Source organism: Sphaerothrix gracilis Ecp01 (assembly GCF_030405905.1).
Taxonomy (GTDB): Bacteria; Cyanobacteriota; Cyanobacteriia; order Phormidesmidales; family Phormidesmidaceae; genus Sphaerothrix; species Sphaerothrix gracilis.
This window is the reverse complement of sequence record NZ_JASATW010000004.1, coordinates 203,711-219,705: the sequence shown is the minus strand read 5'-3', so window position 1 is coordinate 219,705 and position 15,995 is coordinate 203,711. Positions and strand designations below refer to the sequence as shown.

At 53.3% G+C, this 15,995-nt stretch carries 18 protein-coding genes; 16 read left to right on the top strand and 2 right to left on the bottom strand.

The annotated features are described in order from the left end of the window. The first annotated feature begins 81 nt into the window (after positions 1 to 81). The 9 genes from QJQ48_RS06060 (at position 82) to QJQ48_RS06020 (ending at position 5,839) form a co-directional block, all read left to right on the top strand. A complete protein-coding gene (locus QJQ48_RS06060; RefSeq protein WP_346290306.1) occupies positions 82 to 1,332 on the top strand; it encodes a competence/damage-inducible protein A in 1,251 nt (416 codons plus the stop codon). Positions 1,333 to 1,515: 183 nt separating this feature from the next. After that, on the top strand, positions 1,516 to 1,656 hold the full coding sequence (locus QJQ48_RS06055; RefSeq protein WP_346290305.1) for a hypothetical protein: 141 nt from the start codon (positions 1,516 to 1,518) through the stop codon (positions 1,654 to 1,656). A 29-nt stretch (positions 1,657 to 1,685) separates the two neighbouring features. After that, entirely contained in the window at positions 1,686 to 2,138 is a 453-nt protein-coding gene (aroQ, locus tag QJQ48_RS06050; RefSeq protein WP_346290304.1) for a type II 3-dehydroquinate dehydratase, read from the top strand. A gap of 49 nt (positions 2,139 to 2,187) precedes the next feature. Further along, positions 2,188 to 2,784, top strand: coding sequence for a MiaE family protein (locus tag QJQ48_RS06045; RefSeq protein ID WP_346290303.1), 597 nt, complete (start codon positions 2,188 to 2,190; stop codon positions 2,782 to 2,784). Between the two features lie 5 nt (positions 2,785 to 2,789). Further along, entirely contained in the window at positions 2,790 to 3,278 is a 489-nt protein-coding gene (locus tag QJQ48_RS06040) for a GNAT family N-acetyltransferase (protein WP_346290302.1), read from the top strand. A gap of 39 nt (positions 3,279 to 3,317) precedes the next feature. Further along, positions 3,318 to 3,881, top strand: coding sequence for a pantetheine-phosphate adenylyltransferase (coaD, locus tag QJQ48_RS06035; protein ID WP_346290301.1), 564 nt, complete (start codon positions 3,318 to 3,320; stop codon positions 3,879 to 3,881). Then, positions 3,779 to 4,504 carry a F0F1 ATP synthase subunit B gene (locus QJQ48_RS06030; RefSeq protein ID WP_346290300.1) on the top strand — a complete coding sequence of 242 codons (726 nt, stop codon included), beginning with the start codon at positions 3,779 to 3,781 and terminating at the stop codon, positions 4,502 to 4,504. The genes coaD and QJQ48_RS06030 overlap by 103 nt, the downstream gene beginning before the upstream one ends. Positions 4,505 to 4,564: 60 nt before the next feature. Next, positions 4,565 to 5,191, top strand: coding sequence for a Holliday junction branch migration protein RuvA (gene ruvA, locus QJQ48_RS06025; RefSeq protein WP_346290299.1), 627 nt, complete (start codon positions 4,565 to 4,567; stop codon positions 5,189 to 5,191). 162 nt (positions 5,192 to 5,353) lie between these two features. Beyond that, positions 5,354 to 5,839 (top strand): hypothetical protein, encoded by a 486-nt coding sequence (locus tag QJQ48_RS06020; RefSeq protein WP_346290298.1) that lies wholly within the window; start codon positions 5,354 to 5,356, stop codon positions 5,837 to 5,839. Positions 5,840 to 5,841: 2 nt separating this feature from the next. Here QJQ48_RS06020 and QJQ48_RS06015 read toward each other — a convergent pair whose 3' ends face one another. Then, a complete protein-coding gene (locus QJQ48_RS06015) occupies positions 5,842 to 7,413 on the bottom strand; it encodes a bifunctional pantoate--beta-alanine ligase/(d)CMP kinase (RefSeq protein ID WP_346290297.1) in 1,572 nt (523 codons plus the stop codon). Between the two features lie 218 nt (positions 7,414 to 7,631). Then, positions 7,632 to 8,642 (bottom strand): septal ring lytic transglycosylase RlpA family protein, encoded by a 1,011-nt coding sequence (locus tag QJQ48_RS06010; RefSeq protein ID WP_346290296.1) that lies wholly within the window; start codon positions 8,640 to 8,642, stop codon positions 7,632 to 7,634. A gap of 512 nt (positions 8,643 to 9,154) precedes the next feature. On the opposite strand from QJQ48_RS06010, the gene purM reads away from it, so the two are divergent. The 7 genes from purM (at position 9,155) to QJQ48_RS05975 (ending at position 15,981) form a co-directional block, all read left to right on the top strand. After that, positions 9,155 to 10,216 (top strand): phosphoribosylformylglycinamidine cyclo-ligase, encoded by a 1,062-nt coding sequence (purM, locus tag QJQ48_RS06005; protein WP_346290295.1) that lies wholly within the window; start codon positions 9,155 to 9,157, stop codon positions 10,214 to 10,216. Between the two features lie 226 nt (positions 10,217 to 10,442). After that, entirely contained in the window at positions 10,443 to 11,252 is an 810-nt protein-coding gene (locus QJQ48_RS06000; RefSeq protein WP_428843029.1) for a prohibitin family protein, read from the top strand. Between the two features lie 204 nt (positions 11,253 to 11,456). Next, positions 11,457 to 11,699, top strand: coding sequence for a hypothetical protein (locus tag QJQ48_RS05995; RefSeq protein ID WP_346290293.1), 243 nt, complete (start codon positions 11,457 to 11,459; stop codon positions 11,697 to 11,699). Between the two features lie 201 nt (positions 11,700 to 11,900). Further along, the gene (locus tag QJQ48_RS05990) at positions 11,901 to 12,845 is read left to right on the top strand and encodes an isopenicillin N synthase family dioxygenase (RefSeq protein WP_346290292.1); all 945 of its coding nucleotides are present in this window, start codon (positions 11,901 to 11,903) and stop codon (positions 12,843 to 12,845) included. Further along, positions 12,846 to 14,402, top strand: a complete 1,557-nt coding sequence (crtD, locus tag QJQ48_RS05985; protein ID WP_346290378.1) for a C-3',4' desaturase CrtD — start codon at positions 12,846 to 12,848, stop codon at positions 14,400 to 14,402. A 145-nt stretch (positions 14,403 to 14,547) separates the two neighbouring features. Next, a complete protein-coding gene (locus QJQ48_RS05980; RefSeq protein WP_346290291.1) occupies positions 14,548 to 15,198 on the top strand; it encodes a DUF3318 domain-containing protein in 651 nt (216 codons plus the stop codon). A gap of 105 nt (positions 15,199 to 15,303) precedes the next feature. Next, entirely contained in the window at positions 15,304 to 15,981 is a 678-nt protein-coding gene (locus tag QJQ48_RS05975; protein WP_346290290.1) for a Uma2 family endonuclease, read from the top strand. Positions 15,982 to 15,995: the final 14 nt, after the last annotated feature.

Below are 15,995 nucleotides of genomic sequence, written 5' to 3'. Positions count from 1 at the left end.
AACGGTTTATTCGCGGCGCAATACCGCTATGCCATCGGACAAAATGATATCTTGACAGGGAAAAACTTGGGCGAAACAGTGATGAAGGGAAGCGCTGAGATTATCTGTGTAGGCACTGAGCTGCTGCTGGGGGAAATTCTTAACAGCAATGCCCAGTATCTGGCTCAGCAACTGGCTCAGCTTGGCATCCCGCATTATTATCAGACGGTGGTTGGCGATAATGTCGCGCGGCTGCAGCAGACGATAGAAATTGCCTGTCAGCGATCGCAGCTACTTCTCTTTACCGGCGGCTTGGGGCCAACCCCCGATGACTTGACCACTGAGACTCTAGCTGACTTCTTCAAAACGCCGCTGACTGAGCGCCCGGAAGTGATTGCCGATATTCAGCAGAAGTTTGCTCAGCGAGGCCGGGTGATGAGCGCCAATAATCGCAAGCAGGCGCTGCTACCAGAAGGGGCTGACGTATTGCCTAATCCGGTAGGCAGTGCCCCTGGCATGATTTGGCAACCGCGATCGCAGCTATGGGTGATGACGTTTCCGGGGGTGCCCAGCGAGATGAAAGCCATGTGGCAGACAACGGCTGTCGGCTATCTCAGACAGCAGGGCTGGGTGGGTTCAACAATTCACAGCCGCACGCTGCGGTTTTGGGGCGTGAGCGAGTCGGCGCTAGCGGAGAAGGTGGCTCCTTTTTTCGAGCGGGAAAGTCCAACCGTGGCTCCCTACGCCAGTCGAGGCGAAGTCAGGCTGCGCATTTCGGCCAAGGCCGCTTCAGCAGCGATCGCCCAGGAGATAATTCAGCCCGTAGAAGCCGCTATTCGAGAAATGGCAGGGGCTGACTGTTTTGGGGCCGATGAGGATACGCTGGCCTCGGTTGTAGGGCAACAGCTACGGGCGCGATCGCAAACCCTAGCCGTGGCTGAATCTTGCACTGGCGGCGGATTGGGGCAGGCGCTGACAGCCGTTTCAGGCAGTTCTGATTACTTTTGGGGTGGCATTATTGCCTATGACAATGCCGTCAAGCAAAAGCTATTGCAGGTTAAAGCAGGCGCCCTAGAGACGCAGGGAGCCGTCAGCGATCCGGTAGCCCAGCAGATGGCCGCCGGGGTCAAAGCTCAGCTCCAGACTGACTGGGGCATCGGCATTACCGGCGTTGCTGGCCCTGGCGGTGGCAGCCCCGATAAACCGGTGGGACTGGTCTACATTGGCCTAGCCGATCCCGATAACAATGTACAGAGCTTTTGCTATCGCTTCGGTGGCGATCGCGGGCGAGACTGGGTGCGCCACGTCAGTGTTTGTACGGCCTTAGACCTGCTGCGGCGACAGCTTTTGTAAGTTCTGAAACTGATCGGATGAAATCCATCCGCTGATATGCTTGATCATTTCCGACGATTCGTTATTATGGATACATATATGCCCTCTGCGACAGATCGCTACATGCATCTGACTTTTGAGTAGCTGGGAACTCGAAGGATATAGAAAGCTAATAACAGATAGGGATAAGGAGCTTTCCAACGGATGGACTACATTGAAAAGGCTCTCGAAAAGCTGAAAGAATGGGTAGACAAGCTGATGGACGCCCTGTTTGGCCCACAGCCGCAGCCTGAGCAAGAGCCGATTCCTGTTCCTGTGGAAGATCGTCCGCGACGTGGATACTAAGATTTGCAGCTATCTGTTGAGGCTGTCAGTTGTTTAGCATCCTGATCGTTCACGGCCCAAATTTGAATATGCTAGGGCAGCGTGAGCCAGAAGTTTATGGTGAGCAGACTCTAGCGGATATCAATCAGAATTTAGTTCAAGCAGCAGAGCTATTAGAGGCCAAGCTTGAGTTTTTTCAGTCTAACTCTGAAGGAGAGCTGATCGATGCGATTCAGACAGCTCTCGATCGCCATCATGGCATCGTAATTAATCCCGGAGCCTATACCCATACCAGCATCGCAATTCGCGATGCGATCGCGGCGGTAGCCTTACCCACTGTCGAGGTTCATCTCAGCAACATTCATCGGCGAGAGGCTTTTCGACAGCATTCCTATATCGCTCCGGTGGCGGTGGGGCAGATTTGTGGTTTTGGTTCAGAGAGCTATCTGCTGGGCCTCCAGGCTTTAGTGCGCTATTTGCAAGCCCAAACTGTCGCTCAATAGGTAACCACCGGATCGCAGTAGAATTAGAGCGGTCTTTATTCCACTGCTCATGTCGGCTCCTCCTACCAAAATCAAATTTTTAGTAGAACCTACCTCAGACGCCTGGCTGCAGCAAGCACTGGGTAATATCGATACTGTTTTGCTCGATCACTCCCACTGTGAGCGCAAAGCTGCCAGCGCTGCGCTCAACTTCATGTTTCGCTATCCCTCCAGCCGCGAACTGGTCAGGGCACTGACGACAATTGCCCAGGAAGAACTCAGCCACTTTGAGCTGGTAAACCAGTGGCTAGAGCGACGACAAATTCCTTTGGGGCCGCTGCCGCCACCGCCCTACGGGGCCACGCTCAAAGCGCAAATGCGTCATAATGAGCCTCAGCGGATGTTAGACATGCTGCTGGTTTCAGCTCTAATCGAGGCCCGTAGCCATGAGCGGCTAGGGCTGCTAGCTCAACACTGCCCGGAACCAGAACTGGCCCAGTTTTATCACAGCTTGATGGCATCTGAAGCCCGTCACTACGGTATTTACTGGACGCTGGCGACGACCTATTTTGAGCGATCGCAAGTTGAGACGCGCCTGATGGAGCTAGCCCAGGTGGAAAGTGATATCCTAGCGACGCTGCATCCCGAACCTCGCATTCACAGCTAGCGGCTATGCAAGCTCAGTATCAAGATTTTCTAATTCGGGACTGGCAGCCCAGCGATCGCCAGGTTGCTGCCGCTGTGATCAAAACCGTCCTGGCTGAATACGGTTTAGGCTGGGAACCGGAGCAAACTGACCGGGACGCTATTGACGTAGAAGTCTGCTATTGGCAAGCAGGAGGAGAATTCTGGGTTGTGGAGCGGCAAGGCAAAATCGTCGGCACCGCCGGATACTACCCAATTGAGCGAGGACAGCAGGCAGCCGAAATTCGCAAAATGTATCTGCTGGTCTCAGCGCGGGGTCTGGGCCTAGGCAAATTTCTGCTGGAGCAGCTAGAAAAAGCGATCGCAGCCAGACAGTTTCAGCAAATTTGGATTGAAACCGCTAGCGTGCTGCAGCAGGCCGTGAGCCTATACGAAAAGAGCGGCTACCAGAAGGCTGCAGGTGTTGCTACCTGTCGATGCGATTTAGTGTACGTCAAGCCCGTTGGCGTTTCCTAAGTTCGCTATAATCCCTTCATTGAGTCTGGTTGAGACGACGTGCTTGCTATCTATCCTGGAAGCTTTGATCCTATTACCTTTGGGCATTTAGACATTATTACTCGCGCCTGTCGCCTATTTGAACGGGTGGTGGTGGTTGTTTCCCATAATCCGGGCAAATCGCCGCTGTTTTCGGTGACTAAGCGAATTGATCAAATTGGTCAGTCAACTCAGCATCTGACCAACGTTGAGATTGATAGCTATGACGGTTTAACCGTAACCTATGCGAGAATGCGAAAGGCACAGGTACTTTTACGCGGGCTAAGAGTTCTTTCAGATTTTGAGAAAGAACTGCAAATGGCTCACACCAATAAAACGCTTTCTGACGAAATAGAAACGGTTTTTTTGGCCACCTCCACCGAGTACGGTTTTCTTAGCAGCAGCCTAGTTAAGGAAATTGCCAAATTTGGAGGCCCTGTTGATCATCTCGTTCCTAAACACGTTGCTCTTGATATTCACCAATGCTACGCCCAGAACCCCCTCGCATCGGCTCTCAGCCCAGCAATTCCAACTCCGGTGAGCCAGCACCCCCCGAACTCGTCGTTTCAGGAACGGGCAACATAGATTTACAGCAAGCCCTCAACCGCATTGAAGAAATTGTTTTAGACAGTCCGCGTATTCCCTTTAGCCGCCGGACGCTAATTGATGAAGAACTGCTGCTCGATCAGCTAGACATGGTGCGGCTAAATCTGCCGACGGCTTTTCGGGATGCCAAACAGGTCGTGCAGCGCCGCGAAGAGCTGCTTTTAGAGGCAGAGCAGATTGCAGAAGAAATTGTGGTGGCGGCTGAGCAGCGGGCCGCTCAGATCATTGATGAGATGGGAATTATTCGCCAGGCTGAACAAGAGGCCCAGCGGCTGCGCCAGCAGGTCAATCAAGAATGCGAAGCTTTACAGGCCCAAACCCTAGCCGAAATTGATCAGGTTCGCCAGCAGGCCAAGCAAGAGTGGGAGCAAATGCGCCAGCAGGCTTTCAGTGAGGCTCAGGGAATTCAGCAAGATGCCGACGCTTACGCTGATCATGTGCTGCAGCAGATGGAGCGTCAGTTTACCGATATGCTGCGGGTCGTCCGGAATGGGCGGCAGCAGCTTCACCCCCCCGCAGCTAATGCAGCCAACAGCGATCGCCCCGGCAATCGAAGCGGGCGATCGCGCGAAGCGCATGGCTCCAAGCGGATTCAACCTTAGCTTTGCAGGTGAGATAGACACCGGGGCAACATCACAAATGCCTCAGCCATTGTTTTCTATATGATTAGCTATTTAAAGGGCATTCTCAGCGACATCCAAAAGCTGGGCAATCATCGCGTTATTCTCACATTAGAGGTCAACCAAATTGGCTACGATTTGCAGGTTACCTCTCGCCTCTTAGCTTCCCTACCCCCCATTGGCGAGCCGATACAGGTTCATACCCATCTGCAGGTGCGGGAAGACCAAATGGTGCTTTTTGGTTTTGGTTCTCGGCCCGAACGGGATCTGTTTCGCCAGCTGGTTGGCGTCAGCGGCATTGGCCCTCAAATGGCAATGGCAATGCTGGATACGCTGGGACTGCAGGAGCTAGTGCAGTCAGTCGTAGCGGCTAATATTCGCGTCCTGTCACGGACGCCGGGAGTCGGAGCTAAAACAGCCGAGCGAATTGTGCTAGAGCTGAAAACGAAGCTGGCGGAGTGGCGGCAGCAGACTGGACTGGCCCAGACACCTGGGAGCGGCCCAGTAGCCACTATTCAAGAAGAAGTTGAGATAACGCTGCTGGCGCTAGGCTATACCACAGGTGAAATCGTGCAAGCGCTACAGGCTGTCGGGCAAAATACGTCCCTGAACAAGAGTACCGATACGGAAGACTGGATTCGAGAAGCGATCGCCTGGCTCAGCCGCTAGCACAGCTCGTATAAATTTACTCGGCTTCTTCCCCCTGCCTGTCTAAGCTGATGTCATTGTTCAATTAGGTTCCCGACGATGACGAGGCATAGTCTAGCTTCATGGCTGTCTGCAAATTCTGCGGTGGTAGCACAAATGCCTAAGTTTTGAGGAGCAAGCCAAATGTCCGCCGAAAATTGGCCTTTTCCGCTCAGTTCACTCGAAGATATTCCCGCATTGACTTCAATTGCGGCTTTGCACCAGGTCAGCCTGCGGGTACATCAGATTGCGACGCTCGATTGCGATCATCAGCCTCTGACTGAACCAGCCGAATATAGGCTGCAAGTTAGCATCAATCACCTAGCGGCTGGCGTCGTCATTCTGGCCTGCACCCCCAATGACTGCCACACAAGCTGGCAGTCTAGTCCGGTGCTGCTAACACCCCAAACTTCGGTGCCCTTCCCCATTGAAATTCACCTGACGAGAACCGGCCTGACCGCCAACTGCTCAGCACCAGAGTATAGCCAAATTCAGCTCCTTTGCGATTTGCAAACGGGTTGGGTGAGAGGAACTGGCATGCTGGCTCGCCTGGGCGATCGCGTTTTTTACAGTGACTTATCGCTGGCTAAAACGGTGCATATTGGGCTTTGGTTCAGCGTTTTGCCGTGAATTCAAGCGCCTAGGCGCTCCTGGTAGAGGCTGACAATTTTCTCAACCACTTCTGCAATCGAAAGCCCATCAGTTTGAACTTCGATGGCGTCTGCGGCCTTTCTCAGCGGCGCCACCTGACGATTGCTGTCTTTGCGATCGCGTTCATAAATAGCCTGCTCTAATGACTCCAGCTCCGGAACCGGCTGATTTTGCGCTTTGAAATCGAGCTGTCGCCGCCGTGCCCGCTCGTGCACTGAGGCCGTGAGGAATACCTTCAGCTCAGCCTGAGGAAAGACATGGGTGCCAATATCGCGCCCCTCCATCACCACGCCGCCTTTTTCGCCATACGCCTGCTGCTGCTCTAGCAGGACTTCTCGCACAATTGGCTGCGCTGCGATCGCTGAAACCTGCTTGGTCACTGCCTCGGAGCGGATAGCCTGGGTGACTTCCTGCTGATTAACCCAGACTTTGGTGGCAAAGGGACTGTCTGGCTCGTCGCTATCCGTCACGTTAGCGAGCTGAATTTTACATTCCGGCATTAGCTCAGCCACAGCAACTGGATCTTGTAGATCAATGCCGCGCTGCAGAGCCAGCCAGGTGACGGCCCGGTACATAGCCCCGGTGTCTAAGTACAGCAGTCCTAGCTGCCGCGCGACCCGCCGCGCTACCGTAGACTTGCCTGCTCCCGCTGGCCCATCAATCGCCACAATTGGCTGGCGCGATCGCAAAATGATGTTGTCAATCAGGCGCGTTTTACCCAGATAGGCAGCGATCGCCAGCAGGCCGGATGTCTCAATTGTCTCTAAAGGAGTCAACGTCTCAGGGTGCACCAGTTCAACGTATTCGATTTGCAGAGCTGGCACGGTAGCTAGCTCGGCCTGAGCTGCCTGAACGAGAGTTGCGGCATCTCGAACGTCGGTTTGAAATACGGCCTCGGCGGCCTTGAGACTGCGGTAGAGAGCAGTCGCCTGCGATCGCTCCGCATCAGAGAGGTAGCGATTGCGAGAGCTGTAGGCCAAACCGTCTGGCTCGCGGGCGATCGCACAGGGCACAATCTGACTAGTCAGATTTAAGTCTGGGACAAGCCGCTGCAAAATCGCGAGCTGCTGAGCATCTTTACGGCCAAAATAGGCCCGATCGGGCTGGACAATATTGAGCAGCTTAGTCACAACCGTCGCTACCCCCGGAAAGTGACCGGGACGAAACGGCCCGCACAGCGCCGCCATCATATTTGCTGGCGGCATTACCTGTGTTAAAGCTGCTGTCTCTAATGAGTCATCCCCGTATAGGACGGTAGCTGTCGGGGCAAAAATAATATCTACCCCAGCAGCCTCACAAATCTGCCGATCTGTTGCTAAATCGCGGGGATATTGAGCCAAATCTTCCTGAGGGCCAAACTGCAGCGGATTGACAAAAATGCTGACCACCACCACATCGCATTCTTGCCTAGCCCGCTCAATCAAGCTTTGATGGCCCGCGTGCAGCGCTCCCATCGTGGGCACAAGCGCCACGGACTTGTCAGCACCTGACTGAGTTTTTCCCAGCCGAGCGAGGCTACAGCGCAGCCCGTCAATTGTTTTAAGTATCTGCACAAGTGACCTCTGAGAATCGGGCCTCACTTAGAGTGTCTATCAGCTTCACTGAGGCAAACAAGCTTTATCAGCCACTTCAAATAACTCTTTAATAAGTGAGCCAGTTTGCTCCCCCTAACTTCAAAAGCCCCTCGCTGACACAGCTAGCAAAGGGCCTTTGAACCACTTCTACTCTTAAACTAGACAGAATTCAGGAAAGTGACCACTCACCGCCTAACTTACTGCAACACTTCAATCCGGACTCGTCCTACCCCTGCCCGCGCCAGTCCAATCTGTCGGGCTGCAGCAGCTGAGAGATCAATGATACGTCCCCGGCTATAAGGGCCGCGATCGTTGATGCGAACAACAACCTGCTGATTAGTGGACAGATTCGTCACTCTGACTTGCGTACCGAAGGGCAAGGTTCGATGCGCGGCGGTTAGAGCATTCTGGTTGAATACTTCACCGCTGGCGCTACGGCGACCGTGAAAACCGGGGCCGTACCAGGAAGCCATGCCGCTATCCGCAAAAGCAACACGGGTAGTCGGCGGCGGTGTCACAGGTTGGGGCCGTCCCTCAATCTCAGTCAGAGGGGATTCATCGCCTAGCAGCCGTCGCAGGCGATTAGTTGCCTGCAAAGCATCTTCTGCCGGATCCTGGGTCGTATCGGGCAGCATTAGATCTTGGTTGAAGCTGACGAGGGTGTCGTCGCCCACTTTGATCACGTAAACTTCTGCAGCCGCATCCCAATGGGCCGTGATTTCGTTGGCATCTAGGTTATTGCGGGTGAGCTGATTGATGCGAGAGGCGACCGCTGTGGCTCGTAGAACTGGGTCGTGGCTAAAATCTCGAGCGGCTGAAGCTGAGGGAACATTTGGCCGATCGCCTGCGTCTCTAGAGGTGGAACTGCCTGCCGAAGCAACTTCCTTATCTGCGGTAGTATCGAGCGTCGTTCCCAGGAATGTCAGGACAGGGATGTCGTGGATGTAGAGCGTAGCAGCCTGACGAGTATCGAGTGGATGTCCCAATACACGCACAAAGTCCTGATCGAGATTAGATTCGCTAGCAGAAATCTGGACTGAACTAGCTGTTTGAGATTCATCGTCGGCTGCTGAATTTGAAGCATAGACCGCACTATCCGAAAGATTTTGACCTAGGTCATCCGTTTGCTGGGCATTAGCCGATAGCGTAGCGCCAATCGTAGACATGACCAGCGCTGCGGTAAGGCTACCCAAAAATTTTTGTTTCATAAGTCCATCAACAAATGTCTTGAAAAGCGATTACGGCTGAGAGACGGCTGTGTCAATTCAGTGCGAAGACAGCTTCGCGTAGCTGTCTCTAACTCATAACCATTGCGATTTCACCCTCTGCTGTTGACCGAAATGTACGTTAGCACGAAGAATAGGTATTCGGGATCAGGGTGTTTTTGAGGAGAATGCCTGACTCCGAAAATTCACGGAAACTTTACATTTCTTAGCGGATGGTCTACTGACAAGCTTTTCAGGGTTATTTTCAGGTTTCCAGAGAGATGGAAACGTTTACAAACTTTTATATCTTTGAGGCAACTGCTTAGAGAAAACAAATTAATTAAATTTCGTTTTCTGCCGATTTTAGGCCAAAAGCTGGCATGGAATATTCACTTTTATGCATAATCTAATGCTGACTTTGGAGTCAATAGCAGTAGCTAAGGCATCTCTGACGTATTAGCTACGCTAAAGCCACCCATGCAATTTACTCATCTACTTATTAACGGACAGGACTGATGGATTATCGTGCTGCGGGCGTCGATGTTGAAGCGGGTCAAAACTTTGTCAGGCAAATTCGCCAGATGGTGGAAAGCACACATCGGCCTGAGGTGCTAGGAGGGTTGGGTGGCTTTAGCGGCTTGTTTCAGCTCGCTACTAACTACAAAGAGCCAGTATTGGTGTCAGGGACAGATGGGGTAGGCACGAAGCTTAAAATTGCTCAGGCCCTTAATCAGCACGACACCATCGGTGTAGATTTAGTCGCCATGTGCGTCAATGATGTGCTGACCTGCGGCGCAGAACCCCTATTTTTTCTAGACTACTTGGCAACTGGGAAGCTAGAACCCGCTCAGCTCACTCAGGTTGTTGCCGGGGTAGCGGCGGGCTGTCAGCAGGCGGGCTGCGCTTTGCTGGGGGGAGAAACGGCGGAGATGCCGGGGTTTTATCAGCCCGGCGAATATGACCTAGCTGGATTTTGCGTCGGCGTGGTCGAAAAGCAGGCGATTTTGTCAGGCGATCGCGTTGAGATTGGCGATATTGCCATTGGCTTAGCCAGCCAGGGGGTTCACAGTAACGGCTATAGCCTAGTCCGTAAAGTGATGAGCGAAGGAATCCCGCCGGGACAAACTGAACCAGGCTATGCCTGGAGCGATCGCCCCCAACAGCTGCAGGGCAAGTCTCTAGGCGAAGTGCTGCTGGCTCCTACCCGCCTCTATGTCAAACCCGTGCTGCAGGTTCGGCAGCAGGGACTGCCTATTCACAGCATGGCCCACATTACCGGGGGGGGACTTCCCGAAAACCTGCCCCGCTGCTTGGGGCCGCACCAGTCAGTGCAGCTATCGTTAGGCAGCTGGCCCGTACCACCGATTTTTGACTGGCTGGCGATCGCGGGTGATATTTCCCCAGCAGCGATGTTCAACACCTTTAATATGGGTATTGGCTTTGTGGTTTTAGTCGCTCCGTCTCAGGCCCAAGCAGCCATTCAGGGGTTTGAGCAGGCAGGCGTTGCCGCTTATCAGATTGGGCAGGTGGTTGAAGGCTCTGGGGAAGTACTGGGCCTGCCGCAGCTTGAGGACTAATTAGGCGATAAAGACAGATTGATTTAAAAATCGGCGTAATCTCCTTCAGCCGCTTGCTGCCCCCATCTGCGTAAATCCTTGGAGAGCAGATATCCAGGCAAGCCAGCGGTGAAGCCGGAAAGTGGATGTCATAGTAGTAAAGGTGATTGAGTCCGAACTCGATCTATGTTGCTGTCCATTTATTAGGAAGAAAACCTTGAAGAACCAAGCTCAAAGCTGGCAGCCAATTTTTATCTCTATCGTGGCGGTCATCGTGGGCATTGTAGCTTCCAGTAGCTTTGTCATTATCAATCCAGGGCAAACCGGGGTGCTGAGCATCTTAGGGAAAGCTCAAGATGGCGCTTTGCTGGAAGGAATTCACCTGAAGCCGCCATTTGTATCGCGGGTTGATATTTACGATGTCACGGTGCAGAAGTTTGAGGTACCAGCCCAAAGCTCAACTAAAGACCTGCAAAACCTCTCTGCGAGCTTTGCGATTAACTTTCGGCTAGACCCAATCCAGGTGGTCAACATTCGCCGGACTCAGGGAACTTTGCAGAACGTGGTTTCTAAAATTATTGCGCCCCAAACCCAGGAATCTTTCAAGATTGCAGCGGCACGGCGGACAGTGGAAGAAGCCATTACTAAGCGCTCTGAACTCAAGGAGGACTTTGACATTGCCCTCAATAGCCGCTTAGAAAAATACGGCATTATTGTTCTAGATACCAGCGTCGTCGATCTCAACTTCTCACCGGAGTTTGCTCGCGCCGTTGAAGAAAAGCAAATTGCCGAGCAGCGAGCTAGACGAGCGGTTTACATTGCCCAAGAGGCTGAACAGGAAGCGCAAGCCGAGATCAACCGCGCCAAGGGACGAGCCGAAGCTCAGCGGCTGCTGGCAGAAACCCTGAAAGCGCAGGGGGGTGATTTGGTGCTGCAAAAAGAGGCGATCGAAGCTTGGCGTAAGGGTGGTGCCCAGATGCCGCGCGTACTCGTGATGGGAGGCGACTCCAAGTCGAGCGTTCCTTTCCTCTTCAATGTGGGTGATCTGCAGGAATAGCGCTGTTGCCATCCGGCGCAATTGACGCCTAAATATCTCGCTCCGCTGCCTCTGAGACTTATTTTCAGGTCAGGAGCGAGATTTTTTTATGAGAAAAAATTAATTGCTGCTAGCGCTGAAAGCATGGGGATCACTGGGTGAGAAAGAGCTGACAGTTTGCTCTCTGAGAAAGGTGAACTTGTATTGTCTTTTCTCAACTAAACTTTGCGTAAACTGTATGACTTCTTTAGAGAAAGGGGATGGCAACTCACCAAAATTCAGGGCACTTTGGAAATGACCCTCAGCCAAGATCTTTTAGGAGGCCACAGTGGTTTCATCTTTTCTGAATCAGCATTCCTTCTCTCTGCTAATCTCAGCCAGCAGCATCTTTGTCTGCACCTGCACCTGCTGGGTCATGGCCTATCGGTTGAGCCAGGCATACTCTCAGCGCTAATTCTGACTAGCTAACGCGATCGCCCTTGACCCGATACCTCAGGCAGTTAAGCCATAGCCGTCGCTATCTTGGTTAAAATATCGGCAAAAATTGCCGTTGGGTAAAGCGGTAAAACGCGACTCATAGCCAATCTTCACGACTTACAGTTCAGCTTGCCTGAGCACTTTCACTAGCTGTAATAAAGTAGAGTGCAATACAGCTAAGGTCACTGGCAGATGAGCAACACTGAGGGCGATCGCACCATCCCGCTGCTTAATTTGCAGCAATTTACCCAGGGCACTCAGGCGGAGCAGCAAGACTTTGTTAATAACCTAGGGCAAGCCCTCGAAGACATTGGCTTTTTTGCCATTGAGCAGCATTCGGTAGACTCTGAGCTAATTCAGCAGGCTTATGCCGCTGCCGCATTAGTTTTTACGCTCCCCGCTGATATCAAAAACCAGTACGAACGACCAGAACTGAAAGGGCAGCGCGGTTTTGTCGGTTTTGGGCGAGAACATGCCAAAGATTCGCCTCACCCTGACCTCAAAGAGTTTTGGCACATTGGGCGATCGCCCGCTGACGGGCTAGCTAATCTCTGGCCCCAAGAAGTGCCCCAGTTCCAGCCCGCTATGACAGCCTTGTTTCAGCAGCTAGAAGCCTGCGCCGCCGTTTTACTAGAAGCCTGCGCTTTATACCTAGGGCAGCCACGTACCTATTTAAGAGACTTGATTCAGCAGGGAGATACGCTGCTGCGGGTGATCCACTATCCGCCTGTTCCGGCAACGGCTCCAGCAGCTAGCCTACGAGCCGCTCCCCACGAAGACATTAATCTAATTACGCTTTTGTGCGAGGCCACCGCCCCCGGCCTAGAACTCTTGCAGGCAGACGGCCAGTGGTTGCCGGTTCAGGCCCCGCCCGGACAAATCGTGGTGGACACGGGCGATATGTTGCAGCACCTCAGCAACGGCTTATTCAAAAGCACGACCCATCGCGTCGTTAATCCAGACAATCAGCGCGATCGCCGCTTCTCCATGCCTTTCTTTGTCCATCCGCGCGCAGCCGTGGACTTGACGCCGCTGCCAGAGTGTGTTGCTCGGACCGGGGGGCAGGCTAGATATCCGTCGCTGACAGCAGGAACTTATCTGCAGCAGCGCTTACAGGAGATTGGCTTGGCCTCATAGATCTGTTCTTTAAGTTACACTGAGAATAGAGTTAAGAATTGTAACAAACTCATGGTCAGCCAGGCAGGTCAATCAGTCATCGTCATCGGAGCCGGAATTGGCGGGCTGACAGCGGCAGCGCTGCTGGCTAAACGGGGTTATCAAGTGCGCGTTTTTGACCAGGCAATTGTGCCCGGAGGATGCGCCTCTACCTTCAAGCGGCGCGGTTTTACCTTTGATGTGGGGGCAACTCAGGTAGCAGGGCTAGAACCGGGAGGAATTCACCATCAGATTTTTGCAGAACTGGGCCTAGAACTGCCTGAGGCTACAATCTGCGATCCCGCCTGTGCCGTCTATCTGCCGGGTGAAACCGAGCCGATTAGGGTTTGGCGCGATTCTCAACGTTGGCAACAGGAGCGGCAGCGGCAGTTTCCCGGCAGTGAACCTTTTTGGCGATTACTATCAGCCCTGTTTGACTATAGCTGGCGGTTTCAGTCACGGCAGCCCGTTTTGCCGCCGCGCAATCTCTGGGATATGACGCAGCTTTTAAAAGCAGTCCGACCTGACACGCTGATGACGCTGCCCTATACGTTTTCCACAGTGGGCCAGCTGCTGCGGGGCTATGGATTGGCAGGCGATCGCCGTCTAAAGACATTTCTTGACCTGCAGCTCAAGCTGTATTCCCAAGTCGATGCTGATGAAACGGCGCTGCTGTACGCGGCGACGGCGCTGGGGGTTTCTCAGGCTCCCCAAGGGCTGTATCACCTCAAAGGCAGTATGCAGGTACTCAGCGATCGCCTGGTCATGGCCTTAGAAAAGTTTGGCGGTCAGCTATGGATGCGCCATGCCGTAAAAAACATTCAGGTTCAGGCGGATAAGGCTGCTGCCGTCACCATACGCAATCAAAAAACGGGGGAAGTCTGGACTGAAACTGCCGATCAGGTAGTCGCCAACGTGACGCCGCAAAATTTAGTCAAACTGCTGGGCACCTCGGCCCCCCAAGGCTATAAACATCGAGTTGAGAAGCTGCCGCCGGCCTCAGGCGCATTCGTCGTTTATCTAGGCGTTGACCAAGCCGCGCTGCCAGAGAACTGTCCGCCTCACCTGCAGTTTCTCTACGACTATGAAGGACCGATTGCCGAAAATAATTCGCTCTTTGTCTCAGTCAGCCGGCCCGGAGACGGTCGCGCCCCGGCAGGTAAAGCAACTGTAATTGCCTCTTCCTTTACGGACGTAAACCTTTGGTGGCGATCGCCGGACTATGAAGCCTTGAAACAGCAGTATACCGAAACGGCGATCGCCCGTCTGAGTTTGTTTTTTGATCTCCGCCAGGCAAATCTAATTCATATTGAAGCGGCAACCCCGCGCACGTTTCAGAACTTTACCGGACGCGAGCAGGGCAGCGTCGGCGGCATTGGTCAGCGGGTGGCGACCTTTGGCCCATTCGGTTTTGCCAATCGCACTCCCGTAACAGGACTGTGGCTGGTAGGAGATGGCACCCATCCCGGAGAAGGGACGGCTGGCGTCAGCTACTCGGCGCTAACAGTTACTCGACAAATTGAGGCGGCATCGGTCTGAGGCAAGTTGAAGATTTTAGCTACACTAAAGCTAGCACCCAAGCTGGTATCCCTACGGCTGGCTTAACGATTAAGACAAGGCTGATATACTCCAAACAGCCATCGGCTTTCCAGTATTATTGAGTTTGTGAACAAGCTGACGACCTATGACATCATACGCCACCTCCACTGCCAGGGTTGATATGGGCGAACTTCGCCGTCTCAGAGGGCTTTTGCCACCCGAACTGCAGAGCTGGGTTACAGTAGAACCTGCCACGGACGTAGCCCCACCGCTCATCACCTGCGAAGAATTGGGTAAAGATCAGGTTGAGGTGCAAATCGATCTGGCAAAGTGGGAACAGTTGGCGCTAGATCAGCGCAATCTGCTGTTTTGGCATGAGGTGGCCCGGATTCAGAACGATACGATTCCCCGGGATGGCTGGGAGATGGCGGCGCTAGCAATTGGTCTAGGCGGCGCTGTCGGTGAGCTGTGGGTCCAGGACGGGCTGCTGCTAATTTTGGCGCTGGCCCTGTGCGGCATCTCCGGCTATCGGCTCTATCGTCGGAACAATGGTCAAAAGACTTTAGAGGAAGCGATTAAAGCCGATGAAAAGGCGATCGCCATTGCCACGCGTTTCGGCTATAGCCTGCCCAACGCCTACAAGAGCTTAGGCAGTGCCCTCAAAACGCTGATTGAGCAAACCCCCCGCAAGCGCCAGCGCGATCGCTATATTAAGCGGTTAGACGCGCTGAAGAAAAGTGCGGCCCGCGCCAAAGAGAGAGCCAGAGGCGATCGCGGTACGCGCGAAGCATATTAAATCAATTGCGCTCTTAGATGAATGCTGTGGTGCTAGACGAGTCTAGACCGCACCCGTTGTCTGCTAGCCTCACTACTTTGAGACAATCTCAAATAGGGTACTCCTATGGTTTTTGCCACCCAATCAGCAACGCCACCGCTGGAGAATGGCGATCATCTAACGCGGACTGAGTTTGAGCACCGCTACGCTGAAATGCCGGAGCTGAAGAAGGCTGAACTGATAGAAGGTATCGTCTTTATGGCTGCAGCGCTCCGGGCCAATAGTCATGGTAACCCGCATGCGCTGATGATGGCTTGGCTGGGAGTCTACCATGCCGCCACACCGGGCACATACTTGGCCGATAATACAACGGTGCGACTTGACAGAGACAATGCGCCCCAGCCCGATGCACTATTGCGGATCGAGCCTGCGGCAGGCGGACGTTCTCGAATTACAGAAGATGACTATATTGAGGGATCTCCTGAGCTAATTGTCGAGATTGCCGCCAGCAGTGCCTCATACGATATGAATACCAAGCTCAATGTTTACCGTCGTAACGGTGTTCAGGAATACGTAGTCTGGCAAATGTATGAGAACCAGATTCTTTGGTATCAGCTATTAGACGATCGGTATCAGTCAATAATGCCAAACCCATCTGGTCTGACTGAAAGCCAAATATTTCCAGGGCTTTCGCTGGATGTGGAATCTATGCAGCAGCGAGATCTTGCTACAGTCTTAGCGCAGTTACAAACTACTCTAGGAACGCCAGCACATCAAGCCTATATTCAGAAACTGGCGGTTTAGCGCTTGGCAAATTC

What these genes read in the sequence shown, in the direction of transcription:
- QJQ48_RS06060 (WP_346290306.1), top strand. Translation starts at nt 82, where the DNA reads ATGAAGGGAAGCGCTGAGATTATCTGTGTAGGCACTGAGCTGCTGCTG.
- QJQ48_RS06055 (WP_346290305.1), top strand. Translation starts at nt 1,516, where the DNA reads ATGGACTACATTGAAAAGGCTCTCGAAAAGCTGAAAGAATGGGTAGAC.
- QJQ48_RS06045 (WP_346290303.1), top strand. Translation starts at nt 2,188, where the DNA reads ATGTCGGCTCCTCCTACCAAAATCAAATTTTTAGTAGAACCTACCTCA.
- QJQ48_RS06040 (WP_346290302.1), top strand. Translation starts at nt 2,790, where the DNA reads ATGCAAGCTCAGTATCAAGATTTTCTAATTCGGGACTGGCAGCCCAGC.
- QJQ48_RS06030 (WP_346290300.1), top strand. Translation starts at nt 3,779, where the DNA reads ATGCTACGCCCAGAACCCCCTCGCATCGGCTCTCAGCCCAGCAATTCC.
- ruvA (WP_346290299.1), top strand. Translation starts at nt 4,565, where the DNA reads ATGATTAGCTATTTAAAGGGCATTCTCAGCGACATCCAAAAGCTGGGC.
- QJQ48_RS06020 (WP_346290298.1), top strand. Translation starts at nt 5,354, where the DNA reads ATGTCCGCCGAAAATTGGCCTTTTCCGCTCAGTTCACTCGAAGATATT.
- QJQ48_RS06010 (WP_346290296.1), bottom strand. Translation starts at nt 8,642, where the DNA reads ATGAAACAAAAATTTTTGGGTAGCCTTACCGCAGCGCTGGTCATGTCT.
- purM (WP_346290295.1), top strand. Translation starts at nt 9,155, where the DNA reads ATGGATTATCGTGCTGCGGGCGTCGATGTTGAAGCGGGTCAAAACTTT.
- QJQ48_RS05990 (WP_346290292.1), top strand. Translation starts at nt 11,901, where the DNA reads ATGAGCAACACTGAGGGCGATCGCACCATCCCGCTGCTTAATTTGCAG.
- QJQ48_RS05980 (WP_346290291.1), top strand. Translation starts at nt 14,548, where the DNA reads ATGACATCATACGCCACCTCCACTGCCAGGGTTGATATGGGCGAACTT.
- QJQ48_RS05975 (WP_346290290.1), top strand. Translation starts at nt 15,304, where the DNA reads ATGGTTTTTGCCACCCAATCAGCAACGCCACCGCTGGAGAATGGCGAT.